Raw genomic sequence first — 19,147 nt, 5'->3', positions numbered from 1 at the left:
ACGATCCCGCAAGTCCGCCAGTGTCCGCTATTGCGCGATGATCGGTGGTTTCTCCACGGTCTCGACCCGCTCGCCGGTCGGCACGGCCAAAGGCTTGGGCGTATCGAAACGCCGCTCCCTGGCGGATCCCGGATAGACCAGCGTCAGGGTGGCGCCGAGCGTGTAGTAGGATCGCAGCAGGCGGAAAGCCATGTAGGCGGGCATGTAGAGGATCAGGTCGGGCCGGCGCCAGAAGGCAACCACGGCACAGGCCATGATGAAGGGCATGCCGAACATCACCGCCAACACGGTGGTCAGGTGCGGGTGATCGTAAATCCCGCCGAACATGAAGAACAGCACCACGCCGTAGATCGCAAGCGGCGCCATCATCGCCCGGCGCGCACCATTCATCAGCGTGAAAGGCAGTACCACGGCACCGGTGATCAGATTGCCCTGGAAGAGCATTTCGCGATTGTGGGCGGTGACATGATAGAGGCTGCGGAACCAGCGGGTGCGCTGCTCGCGCAGAAACGCCATGCTGTCGGGTACTTCGGTGCGGAACTGGACGCGCGGGTCGGAGACGGCGCGGTATCCCAGATTGGTCATCCGCAGGACGATGTCGGTGTCTTCCCCGTTCATCTCCTCGACAATGCCGCCCGCCTCCATCAGCACGTCGCGGCGATAGATGCAGAACATGCCGGGAATACCCAGAATCCCGTTGAAGGCGCCCAGCGCGACCTGGAAGAAGCCGTGCCGGTTGAGCACTTCGATGGTGCGAAACTTGTCGAGCAGGCCCGTCTTTTTCAGCGGCAATGGCAGGCCGCCCACCGTGCCGACCGTTTCGCTGGCGAAATGGCGCATGGCGATGCGCAGCGATTTCGGGTCGATCTGGGTGTCGGCATCGATGCGGACCACGAAGTCCTCGCTGATCAGCTCCAGCCCGTGATTGAGCGCCTTGGCCTTGCCCGGGATAATGCTCTCGATCACCTCGCCGCGCGCGCAGCGGCATGCGGCAATGGCGGCGCGGGCGATGTCCGCCGTGTTATCGCTCGAGCAGTTTTCCATCAACAGGATCCGCACCGGCCCGTCATAATGGGCGGCGGCCTCGTCGATCGCGTCGATGGTCTGGGCAATCAGGTGCGACTCATTGTGGGCGGGAATCAGCACAGCCACGGGTGGCGAGAAGGCGCGCCGTCGCGACAGGGCGTTGCGCAACGTGCCGAGGGTGGCGAGCTGGACGGTGAAGAATTGCTGCGCCAGGAAGACGCCCGGCCCCATGCCGCCGAGAAGGGCGAGATTGCGCAATTGCTCGACTTGCCCGCCATAAAGGGTGATCGCAATGACGGCGCCGATCGCCGAGACAAGGGCGGCCAGCGAGACCAGCCAGTATTCGTAATAGCGACCGCGTCGGCGTACCGGCGATCCGCACGGGCCCGGCAAGCGGGCCTGGTTGAGGATGGTGTGCGGGAAGATGGCGAGCCCGGCGAGGCCGACCAGGATTTGCTGAACGTGGACCGGCCAGACTGCGTCGGCCTGATGCCAGGACAGCAGGGCGGCTCCGTCAACGATGGCGGCGATCACGGCCAGTTTGAACAGGAAGCTGAAGCCCAGCTTCAAACGCGCCAGCAGTGACCCATGCGCATAGGCGGCATAGACCACGAAGAAGATCACCAGGAAGATGCGGATCGGCAGCACCGCGTTGAAGCGGTCGGCGGTGAAGAAGATGAGGTCGGTCGGCACGCTGCCGGGCCATTGCGCATTGGCCCAGGCCGCAGCCGAGAGGGCCAGGACGGTGAGCGCCAGAAAACTGATCAGGAAACCATCCGTGACCGAGCGGTCTCGCTTGACGCTGATCCCTTTCGGAGCGCTGTCGACCGAACGGAAAAAGTCAGCAGGCCGGGGGGACTTGCCCGGTCCGGACCGGTTTTGACGATCCTTGCCTGCCATCTACTCTCCGTCCACGCTTTTGCCCCGGACCTGAGCCGGAGCTGAACCCGGGCGCCCAATTTCGGCCCGCATGCCAGGCTAAATCTCGAAAATATCGAGATTAAGGCGCCGGGGCGATGGCGAAATCCAAGTCCCGGCGATAAGCTTCACGCAACAATACGGACATTCGGGGGGTTCCGCCATGTCATTCCGCTTCAAGACCTTGCTGGGCAGCGCGCTCGGCCTCGCTCTCCTGCCGGCCTTGGCCCAGGCCCAGGACGCGCGCTTCGAATTTCGCTCTGACAATTCGCTCGAACGCTCGGACCCGTTCATCGACCAGGATGTCCTGGAACCCCAGGGCGCGTTTGACCTGGAAACCGGCTTTGACAGCAATAACTGGCTGCGCATCATCAAGCCGGTCGGTGCCGGTCGCGTCTGGCGCTTCGAGCAGCAGGCCCGTCTGCGCCGCTATGACGAGCGCGATGATCTCAATGCCTTCCTGCTGACGCCGCGCATCCAGTACTGGGCGCCATTTGGCGAGCACTGGCAGGGCCGGGTCAGCGCCGAGGTCTCGGTGCTCAATCGCGAAGGCGACCGGCACTACACCCGCCTTCAGGGCGAGGGTCAGCTGCGTTATCGTCCGTCCGGCGACCGGGAAACAGTCTTCCGCGTCCGGGCCAACCAGTATGATTTCGGCGACCAGGTCGTTGCTGGCCTCGACCAGAATCAGCTCCGGCTCGGCGTCGAACAATATGGCTATGGCGAGGGGCGGGCGACAGGCTGGTATGTCGCCGGTTTCCTGACCACGTCGGATGCCGACGCCGACCGGTTCAGCTTCGACGAGATCCAGGCCCGGGCCCGCGCCTGGTGGCCGCTGGCCGACACCACGCGTGGGGAATTGCGGTTCGAGGCCGGTCGCCGCGAGTATGACGGCGACTTTTCAACCGCCCAGGCCTTTGCCCGCGAAGACTCCCGTTGGAAAGCCACCGGCCGGGTCGAACACCGCCTCGGCGAGCGGGTGACCCTGTTCGGCGAAGCCGGCTATGTTGATAATGAGTCCAACATTGACCTGCGCAGCTATTCCGGCGCGGTTTTCCAGATCGGGTTCCGCATCGAGAACGGCTAGGCCTCGGCGGCGCTAGCTGCCGACAATGCCATAAGCACCGCCACGCTCGATCGCCGCCTTGTAGGCCGGTCGGGCGTGCATGCGGGCGACGTAGGCCTGCAGGTTGGGATAGCGGGAATCCAGACCGCCGCGGGCGGCGGCGGCTTCCAGCGGGAAGGTGAGCTGCACATCGGCGCCTGAGAAGGCGTCGCCGGCAATCCACTCGCGGCCTCCCAGGCTCGATTCGATGAAGCCGAACAGCGAGTCGAGTTCCGGCGTGACGAAACTGTCGCGCATGCGCCGGGCGACCTGGCGGATGACCGGCTTGAAGAAGAACGGCGCCTTGGCCTTGCCGATCTGGTCGCTCAGCAGCTTGACAAGCAGCGGGGTCATCAGCGAGCCCTCCGCGAAATGCATCCAGTAGACATATTCCCGGTGCGCTGCGCTGCCGGCTTCCGGCTTGAGTGCGGGAGCGTAGGTGTCAACGAGGTATTCAATGATGGCACCGGATTCGGCGACCACGATCTCCCCGTCCGAGATCACGGGCGATTTGCCCAGCGGATGGACGTCACGCAGCGCCTTGGGCGCGCGCATGGTCGTGGGATCGCGCTCGTATTTCTTGATCTCGTAATCAAGCCCGATTTCCTCCAGCAACCAGAGAACGCGCTGTGAGCGGGAGTTGTTGAGGTGATGGACTGTGATCATGGTGCGCTACCTGGCTGACTGGACTTGGTCAGGAGATAGGTGTCGCGCCGCAAAAGGCAAAGCGTTTGCGCCGGATATCAGTCCAGCTGTGCATCAATCAGGTCCGGCACGGGCGGCAGCCAGCCGGGAACCGGACTGCCGATGGCAAGGCCGAGGTGGCTGAGAACATGTTCAACACCTTCCACCAGATCATCCTGGCCATCGGCCAGGTCGAGCAGGGTATACCGGGACAAGGCAAGCAGATCGCCGACATGGCTGTGTCCGTTGTCAGCGAGGCGGAAGGCAAATTCCAGTAATTGGCGCTGGCGCGCGCACAGCGAGACGACGTCGCGATCGAGCACGGATTCTCGCCGGGGCGGTGCCAGCGAGCGCGGGGCTGCCGGTGCGAAGCCGTCATATTTGTCATTGGCCAGGATTGCCATCTGAACCCCATCAATTGCGTGCCCGTCGTATTCAGGCACTACATATTGTGGGATGAGCCGTCGGGCTCATGAATTCATATTCTATGCGTCAGACGGTATTGCTTGTGGATAACCGGACGGTATTGCGTCTTGAGGGGGTCAGATGTCGGCCCAGTCGACCGAGACGCCAAGCCGGTTGAAGACGTCGTCCCAGTAAGCCATCAGCGCGCCGTGCTGCTCGGCTTCCCAGCTTTCTCGCGGGATGAGGCGAATCTCCAGCGCCACCCCGCGCAATGTGTCGCCATAGGTGTCGCGGATGGCGGCCGCCACCGTGTTGGCGGGGGGTATGCGGGCATCGAGTGTCCCGCGACGGCGGCCATAGACCGAGAAGATCTCGGAGTTCTGCAACATGTCGGAGACCAGCACGATGCGGCGTCCGGGTACCATATTGTCGAAATTCGGGTCCTGGGCCAGTCGGGCCAGCGCTTCGATAATCGGGCTGGAAGGGGCGTCCTTGGGCAGCACAAGGTCGGCGAGGGCGCGATCAAGCGGATCGGCGAACAGGGCTTCATAGCGCGCCTGGATGCGCTCGGGATTGCGGTAGAGTGGATTGACCTGCTCACCCGCCCCCGGATTGCACAGCGAGAAGCTGTTGGTATTGAGCAGCTGGCCGCTCTCATTGAGTTCGTAAAGCGAGAAACGTTCGCCAACAGCGAGGGCGTCGCGTTCAGCCAGGATGGTTTGTTCAATCCCCTCGGCCTGTTCGGGCGAATAAAGATCGGTCTTGTCGATCACCACGACCCGGTGTGGCGGGAGCGCGCCAGCCAGGCACAGGGTCTGGCTGTCATACTCCTCGGGCGTGAGGGTCAGGTAGAGGTAGGTAATGCCGCCGAGTACCGCAGCAATGATGGCCAGATTGAACAGGCCTATGGCGTCGCGTCCGGACATATTCCCCCCCCCCGTCGCTATCCCCGAACGTGTAAGCCGCTCGGTTCCGCAAATCGCAGCTTAGCTGCGCTCGCGGGGACCGGCCAAGTCCTGACAGATCTCATCGAGCAGGTTTTTCGCATCGACAAGCTCCTCAAGCTCTGGCTGGGAGAGTTTGCGGGCATCCTTCCAGCCGGTTTCAAGCGCTTTTTCAAGATCGCGCGCGGCAGTTTCCAGACGGCGTGTCACGCCGCCATAGCCGGGGATGGCATCGTCGAAAGTGCGGCCCTTGAAAGCGGCAATCGCGGCGAATGTCGTACCGAGCACGAACAGGAGCAGGGCTTCCAGCGTCTGCAGGCCGAACGGGTTGGTGCGGGCCTCGACGACCGGAGTCAGCACGGTTCCCGTGGCTTCGGCTCCACCGAGCGCCAGCGTGGCCGCATTCAGCTCGAGCAGGTCGCGGAAGTGGGCCGCGGTCAGGTTCAGCATCACCAGCACGGCAATTCCGACAATCACGCCAAGCCCTGCCAGCCCGGCAAGGACCGGCCGATTGCGGTTCGACATGTGGCGCAGGCCGAGAAAGCCGACCAGGAAAAAGGCCGCGATGACATTGGTGAAGGAGACCGTGATCGCCTGCAGCCAGCCGCCCAGCAGGCCGAGGTCGGACCCCTTGGAGAAGAAATAGGCGTTCGCCAGGCCTTCAAACAGGATCAGCGTTGCCAGGATCGAGAAATGAAGGATGTGCGAGTCGGGATAGATTGCGGCGCGGTCGATCGGCTTGATGGCCGACTTGTCCGCGTCCTGTTGGTCATCCACGGCGCCGCCCCAGGTGCGGCGGAACTTCAGCAGGTCATCGCGGCGCGCGCGTGCAATGGCGCGGGCGCGTCCGAGTTGGATCAGCGCGCCGGGTGCGCGGGTTTCACGGAATTCGGCGAGATCCGGACGCAATTCCAGATCGGGCTCGATGATATTTTGATCTAAGGGCATGGCCTCCCCCTATTTCGACCAAGCCGGATTGGCTCTGACACCATGGTTAATTTGCAATTGTGAAGCGAAATGGCTCGGATTGCGGCAATTTTGAGGGGAAGTGCGCCCCATTTGCCGGTCAAGCTATTGAAGTCTGGTCGAACGAGCTGCACTTTCAGGGCACAAGGGGAGAGGGACCATCATGACTGACCGAACAACTTCGCGGCGTGACCTGCTCAAGGGCGGCGCGCTCGCCGCCGTCTCGGCCGGCGTGGCCGGCCCGGCACTGGCCGGACAGGAGACGACCGCCATGGGCGCGAACGAGGCCGCGAGAAGCCCTGTTACACAGCAGACCCTGCAGTGTGCGGAATCGCTCTTCGATGTCCGCTACACTGATGCCGAGCGCGAACAGGTCGTTCAGGAAATCGATGGCTGGATCGACCGGATGACCCGCCAGCGCACCCATGAAAAGCCGAACACATTGTCGCCGGCGACCGTGTTTGACCCGCGCCTGCGCTCCCGCACCTATCGCGACCAGCCTGACCGGGTCGCGCCGTCGGGTGTCGATGCGGGGGCTTTGCCGGGCGATGAGACGGCGATCGCTTTCGCACCAGTCTGGAAACAGGGCAGCTGGATGCGTCGCGGCCTGCTCACTTCGCGGCGTCTGACGGATATCTATCTGGGCCGGATCGAACGCCATGGCGCCGCGCTTGAATGCTTCGTCACCGTCACGCCCGATATTGCCCGCGCCCAGGCCGACCAGGCTGACCGTGAGCTGGCGGCTGGCAATGATCGCGGGCCCCTGCATGGCATTCCCTATGGCCTGAAGGACATTATCGACGTGGCCGGTGTCCGCGCCACCTGGGGAGCAACGCCCTACCAGGACCGCGTTGCCGAGATCGATGCCACCGTGACCGTCAAGTTGCGCGAGGCCGGGGCCGTGCTGCTCGGCAAGACGACCAATGGCGCGCTGGCCTATGGCGACCGCTGGTTTGGCGGCATCACCCGCAATCCCTGGAATACGGAAGAAGGATCGTCCGGCTCGAGCGCCGGATCGGCGTCTGCCACGTCAGCCGGCCTGGTCGCGTTTGGTATCGGGACCGAAACGCTCGGCTCCATCGTTTCGCCGTCAAATCGTTGCGGGACAACCGGTCTCCGCCCGACCTTCGGGCGGGTCTCCCGGCACGGTGCGATGGCGTTGTGCTGGTCGCTCGACAAGATCGGCGCGATCTGTCGCTCGGTCGAGGATACCGGGCTGGTGCTGGCCGCCATGAATGGCTTTGACCCGGCCGATCCGGGCTCGCTGGAGGCGGGGCTCGAGATCGACGCGGCGCGCCCGGTGGCCGGCATGCGGGTTGGCTACAGCCCGGCCTGGTTCGACGCGGGCAGTGATGCTGATCGGGCGACCTTGCAGGCTGCCCGCGACGCCGGTGTCGAGCTGGTCGAGATCGCACTGCCCGACCTGCCCTATGACGGCCTGCTGGCGGTTGTCGAGGCCGAGTCGGCCGCGGCTTTCGAGCACCTCACCCTGTCCGGCGAAGATGACAGCCTGGTCTGGCAGGACCCGGCTGCGTGGCCGAATACCTGGCGACGGGCCCGCTTCATTTCGGCTGTGGACCTGATCAATGTCGATCGCTTCCGGCGCGAGGTGATGGAGGTCATGGACGGTGTGATGGATGGGCTGGATGCGATGATCGGGCCCAATTTCGCCGGCGCCATGCTGCTGATCACCAACTATACCGGTCACCCGCAACTGGCGATCAAGTCCGGCTACAATGATCTGACCACACGCACGATTTTCGGCGGCCCGGCCGGCGAGGGGGCGATAACCCACCGTGTGCCGCAGACGACCAGCCTGTGGGCGCCGCTGTTTGAGGAAGGCAATCTCATCGCGCTGGGGCGCGAGATCGAGCGCCGTCTCGGCGTCGCCGATGATCACCCGCCGGCCTTTCTCTAGGAGAGCGTGATGAAATTCTACGATTACAAGGCCGCGCCCAGTCCGCGCCGGGCCCGCATCCTGATGGCGGAGAAGGGCATTGATGTCGAGATCGTGCCGGTTGATCTCGGCACCAGAGCCCAGTTCGAAGAACCGTTTCGTTCAATCAATCCGCGTTGCACCGTGCCGGCCCTGCAGCTCGATGACGGAACCGTGCTGTGCGACAACGCATCGATTGCCCGCTATTTCGAGGAAATCCACCCCGACCCGCCCCTGCTCGGCCGGACTCCGGTCGAGAAGGCGCTTGTTGCTGAATGGCTGGCCCGGGTCGAAGGCGAGGGGCTGACAGGCGTGGCGGAAGCGCTGCGCAATCGGTCTGAATTCTTCAAGGATTCCTCGGTCACCGGTCCCAACCGCTATGCCCAGATCCCCGAGCTCGTCGAGCGGGGCCGGGCGCGTGCGACGGCCTGCCTGCATGATCTCGATGTCCGGCTTGGCGAAGCCGCCTATCTCGCCGGCGAGGTGTTCAGCGCGGCCGATATCGCGGCCTATGTCTTTGTCGACTTTACCGGCTGGATCAAACTGCCCGTGCCCGAAGGGCTCGACAATCTAGCGCGGTGGCGCGAGGCGGTAGGTGCGCGTCCCAGCATCCAGGCCTGAGCCGACGCCGCGCGCTCAGCTCTGCCGGGTCGGATAGACGGTCTGGCCCTTCAGGCGGAGCTCGAACAGGTCCGGTCGGGAATAATGGCCGGCCGGATCACACGCGGACTTGGCTTTGCGGACTTCGGCGAGATCCGCCGTTGCGTAGAGAATGGTCTCGCCCTCGGCGGGACCGGCGATGATCTCGCCCCGCGGGTCGATGATCACGCTCTGCCCGGTGTGCTCGAAAGTGCTGAGCGGCTTGAAGCGGTCGGGCACATGGGCGTTCAGGCGCAGGCCGGCCGGGGCGATCACGTAGGCGCCGGCCTGGCTGGCGAAGGCTCGCGACAGCAGGACCTGGCGTGACCATACCGGGTCCGTCGGTGCGGTTTCCGGTTCGCGCCCCGGCCAGGCTGCGACATGGAATTGCGTGCCCTGGGCGATCAGGGTGAAGCCGGGCAGGACAATATTGTGTTCCCAGCAATTGAGCCCCGACAGGCGCCCATAGGGTCGGGCATGGACCGTCAGCCCGTCGGCATCCCCGTCGGCCCATACCGAGCGCTCATGATGAGTCGGTTTGAGTTTCCGGTGCCGCCCGAGCAACTCGCCCTCGCGCGAAATGAAGACGAGGCTGGCATAGACCGAGCTTTCGGTTGCCGGGTCCAGCTCGGCGATCCCGATCACCACATCAGTGCCGGCCTGGCGCGCGGCGCGGCACAGATCGGCGACCTCCGGGCCATCCAGCCGTACGGCCTGTTCGACATAGAGTGCCGCGGCCTCCCACCATAGGTCGCTCAGCGGTGCCTCGATGAAGAAGGGATAGCCGGGCAGCCAGGTCTCGCCGAAGGCAGCCAGCTCTGCACCGCCCCGGCCAGCTTCGGCGATCAACGCACAGGCCTTGTCGGTCGAGGCCTTGCGATCGAAGAAGACAGGCGCGGCCTGGATGGCGGCCAGCCTGGCCGGCTTCACTCGACAGCTCCGCTTTCCGTCGGGCCGGGATCATATTCATCAAACCAGCGCAGGATCTCCGCCACCTTCGTCAAAAGGCGACTCGGGCGCGAGTTGGAGATGCCGTGAAAGCTCTCCGGAATGATGACCAGGCGGGTTGGCACTGCGTTGAGGTGGAGCGCGGAGTAATATTGTTCGGTCTCGGCGCGGGGCGTCCGGACATCGGCTCCGCCCACCATCATCAGGGTTGGCGTTGTCACATTGCCGACCAGCGAAAGCGGTGAGCGGCGCCAGTACTCGTCCGGGTCTTCCCAGGGCGCACTGGCAAACCAATAGCGGTAGAAGAATTGCGGCAGGTCAGAATAAAGCACGAAACTTGACCAGTTGATCACCGGCTTCACGGCGGCGGCGGCGGCGAAACGGTCGGTATTGCCGACAATCCAGGCGGTCAGCAGGCCGCCGCCCGACCCGCCGGTCACGAAGAGGCGACTTTCGTCGATGAAGCCACGCGCGAGCATGTGATCCACCGCCCCCATCAGATCATCATAGTCCTCGCCCGGATAGGCGTGATGGATCAGGTTGGCGAACTCGTAGCCATAACTCGTTGAGCCGCGCGGGTTGGTGTAGAGCACGACATAGCCGGCCGCGGCCATCAGCTGGAGTTCAGCCGAGAAGGTCGGGCCGTAGGCGGTGAACGGGCCACCGTGAATCTCGAGAATCATCGGCCAGCTTTGCGCCGGGTCGAACCCGGGCGGGTAGAGCACCCAGCCATGAACCTCGCGGCCGTCAGCCGGTGAGGACCAGCTGATGGCTTCTGCTGCCGAAAGCTCGGTATTTGCCAGCACATCGCTGTTGAGATCGGTCAGCCGGCGGCGTTCGCCATCCGCGGCGACCAGTTCAATCTCGGCCGGTTGCCGGGGTGATCCGGAGGTTATGGCGATATCCCCGGCTGCAGAGACTGAATAGTCGCCGCCCGTGTAGGGGCGGCCGAATGTTGCGCCGATCAGGCCGTCGGCAACGACCCGCAGATTGCCGGCGAGATCGACGAAGGCGACGCGGGTGGTGCCGCGATCATCAAACTGGACATACAGTCCATTGCTGTCGCCGGCCCATTGCGGATTGCCGACGGAACGGTCGAGCGATGCGGTCAGGGAGCGGGCCTCACCGCCGTCAGCCGGCATGATGTAGAGCTCGGAATTGTGGTAGCCCATCCGGTGATCGTCAAAGCCGACATAGGCGATCCATTGCCCGTCCGGCGACGGCCGCGGCGCGGCATCCGGGCCGACCCGATCGGTCAGCTGGGTGACGGCCCCCGTCGTGATGTCAAGCCGGTGCAGTTCGCTGTCCGGCGCCAATTGGCCCAGCTGGGGGCGGCGATCGGCTGAGAAGATGAGTGCATCGCCATTCTGGGCCCAGGCGAAGTCGCCGGAACCGCCCAGTGAGTCTTCACTCAGCGAGGTGGTTGCGCCGCTGTCGACATCGATCATGTAAAAAAGTTGCGCCCCGGGCGGGATGGCACCTGCGCCATCGAGGCGGAAGACGAGCCTGTCTTCCACTTCCGCTGGCGGTGCTCGCTCGGTACCGGGATCCGCAGCAGGCAGGGCGGCCGCAACCGGTCCCGGCGCGGGTCGAAAGACCGACCAGGCGAGGTGCTGGCCATCTGCCGACCAGGCGAGGCCGCTGGGGGTGCCCGGCAGTTGGGTGAGAAGATGGTCCTTGTCCGCCCGGTCCCGCATGTGAAGGCTCACGCCGTCGTCGGTCAGGCGAACATAGGCGAGGCGGCTGCTATCGGGAGACCAGCGCGGCATGCCGGTGACCGCCCCGTCCTCGACAAGCGCTTGGTGCCGGCTTCCGTCCGGCTGGATGAGCCAAATCGAAGAACGGGTTTGGTCGGTTGTTGCGTCGTTTGTGCGCCGCACATAAGCCAGCGCAGAACCATCCGGAGCGAAATGCGGATCAGACGCGGCCTCCAGCTGAAAGACTTGTTCGGGCCGAAGGGGTGTTGCGGTTTGTCCCCATGCTGCACCTGCGAAGGCGAATGCGGCAAGTAATCCAGCTACCAGTTTGATCACAAACACTCTCCGTGTGCTTCCCGACAGGTCATTTCGACCCTGATCCAAAATCTGTCACATCGCATTGCCGTGAGTGTGCTCTGACTGCAACAGTGCCGCAAAAAGCACCCGAATTCGAGCATGCGGTGCGGAAAACCATGTGGGCAATGCAGCAAATGTGCTTCACGCCGTGAGGCAATTCGATCAGGTTGTATCGGCATGATGGGGCAAGACCCGATCAGCCGCATCAAAAAAGAACGACGGCATGACCGTCGTCCCAACGGGAGGAAGTTAGAGAATGTCAGTCACCAAACGCACAATTCTGTTCGCCGCGACCTCGGCGATCGCACTCTCCGGCGCAGCCGCGCTTGCCCAGGAAGCCCGCACGGTGGACGTGATCACCGTGACGGCCCAGAAACGCGAAGAAGGCATCCAGGATGTTCCGGTCGCCGTGACGGTCTATGGCGAGGAACTCCTCTCCAATGCCGGCGTCAGCGATATCAAGGACCTGGCAGTCATCGCACCGGGCCTCAACGTCACCTCGACGTCCAACGAGTTTTCGACCACTGCCCGCATCCGCGGCATCGGCACGGTCGGTGACAATCCGGGGCTTGAATCCTCGGTCGGCATCGTGATCAACGGCGTGCCGCGCTCGCGCAACGGCATCGGCTTCGGCGATCTCGGTGAACTGCAGGCGATTGAAGTCCTGCGGGGCCCGCAGGGTACGCTGTTCGGCGCCAATACCTCGGCCGGCATCATCAATATCCGCACGAAGGGGCCGGAATACGAGTTCGGTTACCACGGGGAGGCCACGGTCTCCGGCGGTGGCGCGGATGGCTGGGGCCTGTCCGGTGGCATGACCGGCGGTCTTTCTGACAGCGTCGCGGGCCGCATCTATGTGGCCCAGCGTCAGCGCGATGGCTTCCAGTCCGTCGATACGCACGGCGGACCGCGTACGGAAACCGAAGACGCCAACCAGGATTTCTACACGATCAACGGCCAGCTCCTGTTCGACATCAGCGACAATGTCAGCCTCCTCTTGGGCGCGGACTACACCAGCCGTGACGAAGACTGCTGCGGCGCTCCGAGCATCGTGTCCGGTGCGACAGCCGGGATCATCAACGCCCTCGTGCCGGGCGCTCGCCCGCTGCCTGGCGCCGAGGATCCGTTCAGCCGTCAGATCGACTCCAACCGCGACACCACCCAGGAAATCCAGGATTCCGGCTTCCAGGGCGAACTCAACTGGGCGTTCGACAATTTTGACCTGACGGTCATTGCGTCGGATCGCAATTTCGAACTGGCTTCCGGCCAGGACACGGACTTCACCGGTGCCGACATCGTCTACCGTCTTGCCGACGAAAACACGGTCGACTTCGACACCACCACGTTTGAGGCCCGCATTTCAGGTTCGACTGACAGCCTTGACTGGATGGTCGGTGCCTATTTCTCCGACGAGACCCTGGTGCGTCGTGACGCCATTCGCACGGGCGTTCACTTCGAGCCCTTCCTGTCGCTGCTGGCCTCTGGCGGCGCATCTGCGACGACCGTGACCGATCTGGCGAATGGCCTGGCAGGCGTCTCCGCCTTCCTCGGCAATCCGGTCCCCGGATTTGTCGGCCTGGCTCCCGGTCAGGGCATTCCGGCCGGTGCCTGGAACGTCAATGGCGACCAGTACAATCAGGGTTCGGAAAGCCTGTCCTTCTTCACCCACAATACGTGGCGCATGACGGACAATACCGACCTGACCTTCGGTCTGCGTCACACCAGCACCGAAAAGTCGGCAACCTTCGACTTCGGCGACAGCTTCAGCCCGGCCTGTGCGGTCTGGGAGCATGCCTTCGGACCGGCGCTCGACTTCACCACCCCGGGTGCCCAGCAGGTTCTTACCGTGCTCTCCGGTGCAACCGGCCTCCCGGCCGCTTCGCTGGCGCAGCTCGGGACTTTCAGCTGTCTGCCGCAGAGCCGTGATGTCTATTCGATGATCGACCACAGTCAGGCGATCGAAGAGAACGAGATGTCGGGCCTGCTTTCGCTGTCGCATCGTTTCAATGACGACCTGCTCGTCTACGGGACCTATTCGCGTGGCTACAAGGCGGGCGGTTTCAACCTCGACCGCTTCACGCAGGCCGGTACGTCGGCGGTCAACTTCACTGACGTGCTGAACAATCCGGAGTCCTATCCGGCGTCTTTCGATCCGGAAACGGTCGACAGTTTCGAGCTGGGCATCAAGACGGAGTGGGCGAATGACACGGTTCTCGCCAACTTCTACCTGTTCCAGTCCGATTTCGGCACCTATCAGCTGAATACGTTCAACGGCATCTCCTTCTTCGTGACGTCCATCGACGGTGCGCAGACGCGGGGTGCGGAGGCCGAAATCCTGTGGCTTCCGAACAGCATGCCGGGCCTGACGGTGCAGGGTGGCGTGACCTATGCGGACGCGACCTATGACAGCTTCGCGCCGACCGGTACGCCGGACGTTGACCGTCTGTCGGGTCAGAACTTCTCGCTGGCCCCGGAATGGTATGCCTCGGGTGCCATCACCTATGAAGGCCAGTTCGAGAACGGCATGACGTGGCTGGCACACTTTGATGGTCGCTGGTTGTCCGAGCAGAACACCGGTTCGGATCTTGATCCCGAGAAAGTCCAGGACGCTTACGCCCTGTTCAATGGTCGTCTCGGCCTTGGCAACCAGGATGAAACCTGGTCGCTGGAACTCTGGGGTCGCAACCTGCTGGACGAGGAATACATCCAGGTCGGTTTCGACGGTCCGTTCCAGTCCGGCTCGTTCAACGGCTTCCTTGGACAGCCGCGGACCTATGGTCTGACCCTGCGCGTCCGCAACTAGACGCCGACACGCTGAACGCAGGAGGGCCGGGGCACATGCTCCGGCCCTTTTGCATTGCAAGGCATCCCTTGCCCTATCGAGGTGCCTGACCTTAAATGGCGTTTCCGCTATGGACGCTGGCCTTCAAACCGCCTTTTTCGGGTGATTTCTGGCCGCATTCTTTGGATGTTCTCATGCTCGACCTCGCCATGACGCCTCGCAATCGCAAGACCTTGCTCATGGCTGCCGGGATTATCGTCCTGGCGGCGATTGTCCTGTTCTCTTTCGGCCCGTTTTCGATCGGTGCCATAGAGTCCCGCCTCTCTGCCGGCGCCCGCGAGGCGCTGGATGCCCGCGGGCATGACTGGGCCAGTGTTCGCATGGACGGTCAGCGCGCCATCGTGACCGGCGCCGCGCCGGACGATGAGGCGCGCGAGGATGCGCTGGCGACCGTTCTGACTTCGACCTGGAGTGGCGGCCTGGTGGCTGGCGGAATCACGCAGGTCACCGACGAGACCATCGAGGCGCGGCTGCAATCGGGATTCGTTTTCCGGGCTGACGTTGCCATCAACGGGCGCGTCCTGATCCGCGGCGATGCGACCGATGCCGGGGCTCGTGATTCGATTGCCGCCTATGCCGACGCCAATTTTCCCGGTGGCGCCGACACCGACCTGACCCTGGTGCCTGGCGGGTCGTCCTCGCCGGACTGGGAGGAGGCTGCCAAGCGCCTGCTCGGCCAGTTGGCGCGTCTTGATCGCGGTGCCGTTGTCCTGCGCGGGGAGCAGGGAGCCCTTGTCGGAGAGGCGCCCAATCCACAAATTGCCCAATCGGTCAGCCAGGCGCTCGGCACCATGCCGGCGCCTTTCCGCGCGGCGAGCGTCATCACCCCGTCCGGCGCCCCGGCCGAAGTCCGTGTCGCCGATGTCGAGGCCTGTTCCGCAGTCATCCTGGCGGCCCAGGGCACGGAAACACTGCGCTTTGAACGGGCCGGCGCCACGCCCAGCCCGTTTACATCGGTCGCCCTGCGGCGTGTTGGCCGCATGTTCGCGACCTGTCCGGCGAGCGCCGGCCTCACCGTATCGATCCGCAGCCATGGCGGTGATGCGGAACTCGATGAGGCCCGTATCGCGGCTGTCACCGGCCTGGTGACGAGTATCAGCGCGGCAGATCCGCGCATCGCCGTCATTCTGGCCGAACGCCAGGACGACGCCATATCATTCGCAATCGCGACGGTTGAGGGCTGAGGCATGTTTTACCTGATCTGGGAAATGGGTATTTTGCTGCTGTTGGCAGTCGGGTTCGGCGTCTTCGTCGGCTACCAGCTCTGGTCCGGCGATGCCCGCAGCGCCGAGGCGGATGCGGCCATTGCCGAGACTGCCCGCCTGCGCCAGGAAAACGAGAATCTCGCCCGTCGCCTTGGCGAGGCCGAGTCCCAGTCGCGCGCAGCCATTGCCGCGGATACGACCCCGGCGCGTGACGTCGCGCCGGAAATCGTGGTGTCCGCACCAACAATGGCCGAGCCAATGAAGGCCGAGCCAACAAAGGCCGAGCCAACAAGGGCCGAGCCAACAATAGCCGAGCCGGTGAAAACCGGGGCCCTGGCAAAGGAAACGGCCGTCGGCGCCAAGCCGGCGCCCAAGACCAAGCCGACCGCGAAACCGGCCGCTGCCAAGACCGCCGCGCCAAAGCCGGCCGGGACAGCCAAAGCTGCAGCCAAGGCGAAAGCTCCGGCCGCGGCCGAGCCGGTCGCAGCGGGCCATGCTGATCTTGGTGTCATCAAGGGGCTGGGTCCGAAGGCTGCTGCGGCGCTCAAGGCGGGTGGCGTAACCTCGTTGGCGCAGATCGCGGGCTGGACGGATGCCGATATCGAACGTTGGGACCAGGCGATCAATGGCCGTGGGCGGATTGTTCGGGATGATTGGGTTGGCCAGGCCAGGAAGCTGGCCGGCAAGGGCTAGTGGACCGCGATCAATTCAACCGCTTCTGTGCCTCTCTGACCGCGACAACGCATGTGGTGCAATGGGGCGGCGCCGACGTCTGGAAGGTCGCCGGCAAGGTGTTTGCCGTGGCTGGCTGGTCCGATCGTGTCCATGCCGGAATATCCTTCAAGGTGACGCAGCTTTCTTTTGAAATCCTGCGGGAACAGGCCGGGCTTCGTCCGGCCCCCTATCTGGCAGCGCGTGGCATGACCTGGATCCAGCAATACGAGAAGCCCGGCCTGTCCGATGCGGATCTTGAGGCCTATCTGACGCGCTCGCATGCACTGGTCGCTGCGGGTCTGTCAAAGAAGAAACAGCGCGAATTCGGCCTGCCCGTCGAATGAGCCTGGAATGTCCCTATCGGGTTGCGTTGTTGGCGAGGATCTCGCGGGCATCATAGATCCGGACATCCTGCGGCCTTGGCCCGGACCGGACGAGGATTTCCAGCGAAACCGACTTGTCGCCGGCGGAGGCGTCGAAATTCAGACCCACACCGACCCCGCGCGAGGACCATCCCCGCGATCCGGACGAAACCCTGACGCCGGTCGAGACGCCGACCGGATTGCGGTCATTGCCGTCGCGCTGGCGGCTGGTCACGAGGAACCATTCGCCACCATTTCCAAGCGTGACCTCGGCGGCGCGGCGCAAGGCCATCAGCTCAACCTCATCAAAGTCCATGTCCGATCCGGCCGCAAAGCGGATACGAAACCGGTCCTGTTCGATCTGCGTTTGGGACCAGCCGCGATCACCGCCATTGGCAGGCGCATAAGCCGTCGGTCCGGAAGTGCAGGCTGCCAGGCTGGCAGCAAGGGCGAGGGGCAGGACAAGTGCGCGCATCAGGGCCTCCGTGGCAGGATAGGGACAAAGCCTGCCACAGGACGCCTGACGCGTCGATGAATGTCATGTCGCCTCGGCCGACTCCATCCCCATGCGTTTCAGCAGCACCAGCGCGCTTTCGGCGATCACGGTGCCCGGCGGGAAAACCGCTGCGGCGCCCATCTGGCGCAGGACGGGCTCGTCATCGGGCGGGATGACGCCGCCGACGATGACCAGAATGTCCTCGCGGCCCCGTTCCGACAGGGCATTGCGCAGTTCCGGAACGAGCGTGAGATGGCCGGCGGCGAGCGATGAGGCGGCCGCCGCGTGGACTTTCTCGGCTACAGCGAGCGCAGCGGCTTCCTCCGGCGTCTGGAAGAGCGGGCCGACGACAACCTCCCAGCCGAGATCGGTATAAGCGGAGGCGACGACTTTCTGGCCGCGGTCATGACCGTCCTGTCCGAGTTTGGCGATCAGGATTTTCGGCTTTTCGCCGAACCGCTTTTTGAAGGCCTCGGCCAACGAACGCGCCGTTTCAACCCGTTCATCATCGCCGGCCGTTGCGCCATAGACGCCCTTGACGGTCTGGATCTTGGCGACATGACGTTTGAAGGCGGTTTCCATGGCGTCGGATATCTCGCCGACCGTGGCCTTGGCACGCGCGGCCTTGACCGACAGGTCCAGGAGATTGCCTTCGCCGGTCCGGGCGGCCTCGGCGAGCGCGTCGAGGGCGAGTTTCAGGGCCTTCGGGTCGCGTTCCGCGCGCAGGCGTTGGAGCTTTTCGATCTGCTGCTTGCGGACGAGATAATTGTCGACCTTGAGGACGGGTACGTCCTCTTCCTCGTCGAGGCGGAACTTGTTGACGCCGGTAATGGTCTGCCGACCGCTGTCGATCAGGGCCTGGGTGCGGGCGGCGGCTTCCTCGATCCGCAGCTTGGGAATGCCGGCCTCGATCGCCTTGGCCATGCCGCCCAGCCCGTCAACCTCCGCGATATGGTCGAGCGCCCGCGCGGCGAGGTCATGGGTCAGGCGCTCGATATAATGTGAGCCGCCCCAGGGATCGATCGCGTCACAAAGATGCGCTTCACCAGCCAGCAGGAGCTGGGTGTTGCGGGCGATCCGGGCCGAGAAATCGGTCGGCAGGGCGAGCGCCTCGTCGAGCGAGTTTGTGTGCAGGGACTGGGTATGTCCGTCCACCGCAGCGATGGCCTCCAGCGCCGTCCGGCCGACATTGTTGAACACGTCCTGCGCCGCCAGTGACCAGCCGGAGGTCTGGCAGTGGGTGCGCAGGCAGATCGACTTGTCTGATTTCGGATTGAAGCGCTCGGTGACCAGCTTGGCCCAGAGCAGGCGCGCGGCGCGCAGCTTGGCGATCTCCATGAAGACATTCATGCCGATGCCGAAGAAGAAGGAGAGACGCGGCGCGAACGTGTCGACGTCGAGGCCGGCATCAATCCCGGTCTGGATGTATTCCAGCCCGTCGGCGATCGTGTAGGCCAGCTCCAGATCCGCCGGGGCGCCGGCCTCCTGCATGTGATAGCCGGAGATCGAGATCGAGTTGAAGCGCGGCATGTGTTCGGTGGTGTAGGCGAAAATGTCCGAGATGATCCGCATCGAAGGCGCCGGCGGATAGATATAGGTGTTGCGGACCATGAACTCCTTGAGGATGTCGTTCTGGATCGTCCCCTGGAGCTTGTCCGGCGTGACGCCCTGTTCCTCGGCGGCCACGATATAGAGCGCCATGATCGGCAGGACGGCGCCATTCATCGTCATCGAGACCGACATTTCATCGAGCGGAATGCCGTCAAACAGGGTGCGCGTGTCGTAGATCGAGTCGATCGCCACGCCGGCCATGCCGACATCGCCAGCAACGCGCGGATGGTCACTGTCATAGCCGCGGTGGGTGGCCAGGTCGAAGGCGACCGAGAGGCCTTTCTGACCGGCT

At 64.0% G+C, this 19,147-nt stretch carries 16 protein-coding genes; 7 read left to right on the top strand and 9 right to left on the bottom strand.

The features are described 5' to 3' along the window. Positions 1 to 27: 27 nt before the first annotated feature. Positions 28 to 1,926: a glycosyltransferase family 2 protein gene (locus QZZ02_RS13710; RefSeq protein WP_291845225.1), complete on the bottom strand. Its 1,899-nt coding sequence runs from the start codon at positions 1,924 to 1,926 to the stop codon at positions 28 to 30. Between the two features lie 181 nt (positions 1,927 to 2,107). On the opposite strand from QZZ02_RS13710, the gene QZZ02_RS13705 reads away from it, so the two are divergent. Continuing rightward, positions 2,108 to 3,031, top strand: coding sequence for a hypothetical protein (locus QZZ02_RS13705; protein WP_291845223.1), 924 nt, complete (start codon positions 2,108 to 2,110; stop codon positions 3,029 to 3,031). Positions 3,032 to 3,043: 12 nt separating this feature from the next. Here QZZ02_RS13705 and QZZ02_RS13700 read toward each other — a convergent pair whose 3' ends face one another. From QZZ02_RS13700 to QZZ02_RS13685, 4 genes are all read right to left on the bottom strand, one after another. Then, on the bottom strand, positions 3,044 to 3,715 hold the full coding sequence (locus QZZ02_RS13700) for a glutathione S-transferase (RefSeq protein ID WP_291845221.1): 672 nt from the start codon (positions 3,713 to 3,715) through the stop codon (positions 3,044 to 3,046). Positions 3,716 to 3,792: 77 nt separating this feature from the next. After that, complete coding sequence (locus tag QZZ02_RS13695) at positions 3,793 to 4,137, bottom strand: hypothetical protein (RefSeq protein ID WP_291845219.1); 345 nt, start codon at positions 4,135 to 4,137, stop codon at positions 3,793 to 3,795. Between the two features lie 138 nt (positions 4,138 to 4,275). Then, positions 4,276 to 5,064 carry a hypothetical protein gene (locus tag QZZ02_RS13690; protein ID WP_291845217.1) on the bottom strand — a complete coding sequence of 263 codons (789 nt, stop codon included), beginning with the start codon at positions 5,062 to 5,064 and terminating at the stop codon, positions 4,276 to 4,278. 60 nt (positions 5,065 to 5,124) lie between these two features. After that, positions 5,125 to 6,030: a hypothetical protein gene (locus tag QZZ02_RS13685; RefSeq protein ID WP_291845215.1), complete on the bottom strand. Its 906-nt coding sequence runs from the start codon at positions 6,028 to 6,030 to the stop codon at positions 5,125 to 5,127. A 181-nt stretch (positions 6,031 to 6,211) separates the two neighbouring features. Here QZZ02_RS13685 and QZZ02_RS13680 point away from each other — a divergent pair, with 181 nt between their 5' ends. Both QZZ02_RS13680 and QZZ02_RS13675 read left to right on the top strand, forming a co-directional pair. Then, the gene (locus tag QZZ02_RS13680) at positions 6,212 to 7,966 is read left to right on the top strand and encodes an amidase (RefSeq protein ID WP_291845214.1); all 1,755 of its coding nucleotides are present in this window, start codon (positions 6,212 to 6,214) and stop codon (positions 7,964 to 7,966) included. Between the two features lie 9 nt (positions 7,967 to 7,975). After that, the gene (locus tag QZZ02_RS13675) at positions 7,976 to 8,605 is read left to right on the top strand and encodes a glutathione S-transferase family protein (RefSeq protein ID WP_291845213.1); all 630 of its coding nucleotides are present in this window, start codon (positions 7,976 to 7,978) and stop codon (positions 8,603 to 8,605) included. A 15-nt stretch (positions 8,606 to 8,620) separates the two neighbouring features. Here QZZ02_RS13675 and QZZ02_RS13670 read toward each other — a convergent pair whose 3' ends face one another. After that, positions 8,621 to 9,553 carry a carbon-nitrogen hydrolase family protein gene (locus QZZ02_RS13670; RefSeq protein ID WP_291845212.1) on the bottom strand — a complete coding sequence of 311 codons (933 nt, stop codon included), beginning with the start codon at positions 9,551 to 9,553 and terminating at the stop codon, positions 8,621 to 8,623. After that, positions 9,550 to 11,340 (bottom strand): S9 family peptidase, encoded by a 1,791-nt coding sequence (locus tag QZZ02_RS13665; RefSeq protein ID WP_291845210.1) that lies wholly within the window; start codon positions 11,338 to 11,340, stop codon positions 9,550 to 9,552. Before QZZ02_RS13665 ends, QZZ02_RS13670 begins: the two co-directional genes overlap by 4 nt. Before the next feature lie 541 nt (positions 11,341 to 11,881). Between QZZ02_RS13665 and QZZ02_RS13660 the strand changes: the two genes are divergently transcribed. The 4 genes from QZZ02_RS13660 to QZZ02_RS13645 all read left to right on the top strand — a co-directional run bounded on the left by QZZ02_RS13660 (position 11,882) and on the right by QZZ02_RS13645 (position 16,730). Then, positions 11,882 to 14,428: a TonB-dependent receptor gene (locus QZZ02_RS13660; protein WP_291845208.1), complete on the top strand. Its 2,547-nt coding sequence runs from the start codon at positions 11,882 to 11,884 to the stop codon at positions 14,426 to 14,428. A gap of 173 nt (positions 14,429 to 14,601) precedes the next feature. After that, positions 14,602 to 15,651, top strand: coding sequence for a hypothetical protein (locus QZZ02_RS13655; protein WP_291845207.1), 1,050 nt, complete (start codon positions 14,602 to 14,604; stop codon positions 15,649 to 15,651). A gap of 3 nt (positions 15,652 to 15,654) precedes the next feature. Continuing rightward, positions 15,655 to 16,365, top strand: a complete 711-nt coding sequence (locus tag QZZ02_RS13650) for a hypothetical protein (protein WP_291845205.1) — start codon at positions 15,655 to 15,657, stop codon at positions 16,363 to 16,365. Continuing rightward, complete coding sequence (locus QZZ02_RS13645; RefSeq protein ID WP_291845204.1) at positions 16,365 to 16,730, top strand: MmcQ/YjbR family DNA-binding protein; 366 nt, start codon at positions 16,365 to 16,367, stop codon at positions 16,728 to 16,730. The genes QZZ02_RS13650 and QZZ02_RS13645 overlap by 1 nt, the downstream gene beginning before the upstream one ends. A 13-nt stretch (positions 16,731 to 16,743) precedes the next feature. On the opposite strand, the gene QZZ02_RS13640 is transcribed toward QZZ02_RS13645, so the two are convergent. Continuing rightward, positions 16,744 to 17,223 (bottom strand): hypothetical protein, encoded by a 480-nt coding sequence (locus QZZ02_RS13640; RefSeq protein WP_291845203.1) that lies wholly within the window; start codon positions 17,221 to 17,223, stop codon positions 16,744 to 16,746. A 63-nt stretch (positions 17,224 to 17,286) separates the two neighbouring features. Further along, the coding region (gene scpA / locus QZZ02_RS13635) for a methylmalonyl-CoA mutase (RefSeq protein ID WP_291845202.1) at positions 17,287 to 19,147 on the bottom strand (1,861 nt) is incomplete at its 5' end.

This window comes from Maricaulis sp. (assembly GCF_015665295.1).
Taxonomy (GTDB): domain Bacteria; phylum Pseudomonadota; class Alphaproteobacteria; order Caulobacterales; family Maricaulaceae; genus Maricaulis.
Note: the sequence above shows the minus strand (reverse complement) of the source record. Positions and strands in the feature narration are given on the sequence as shown.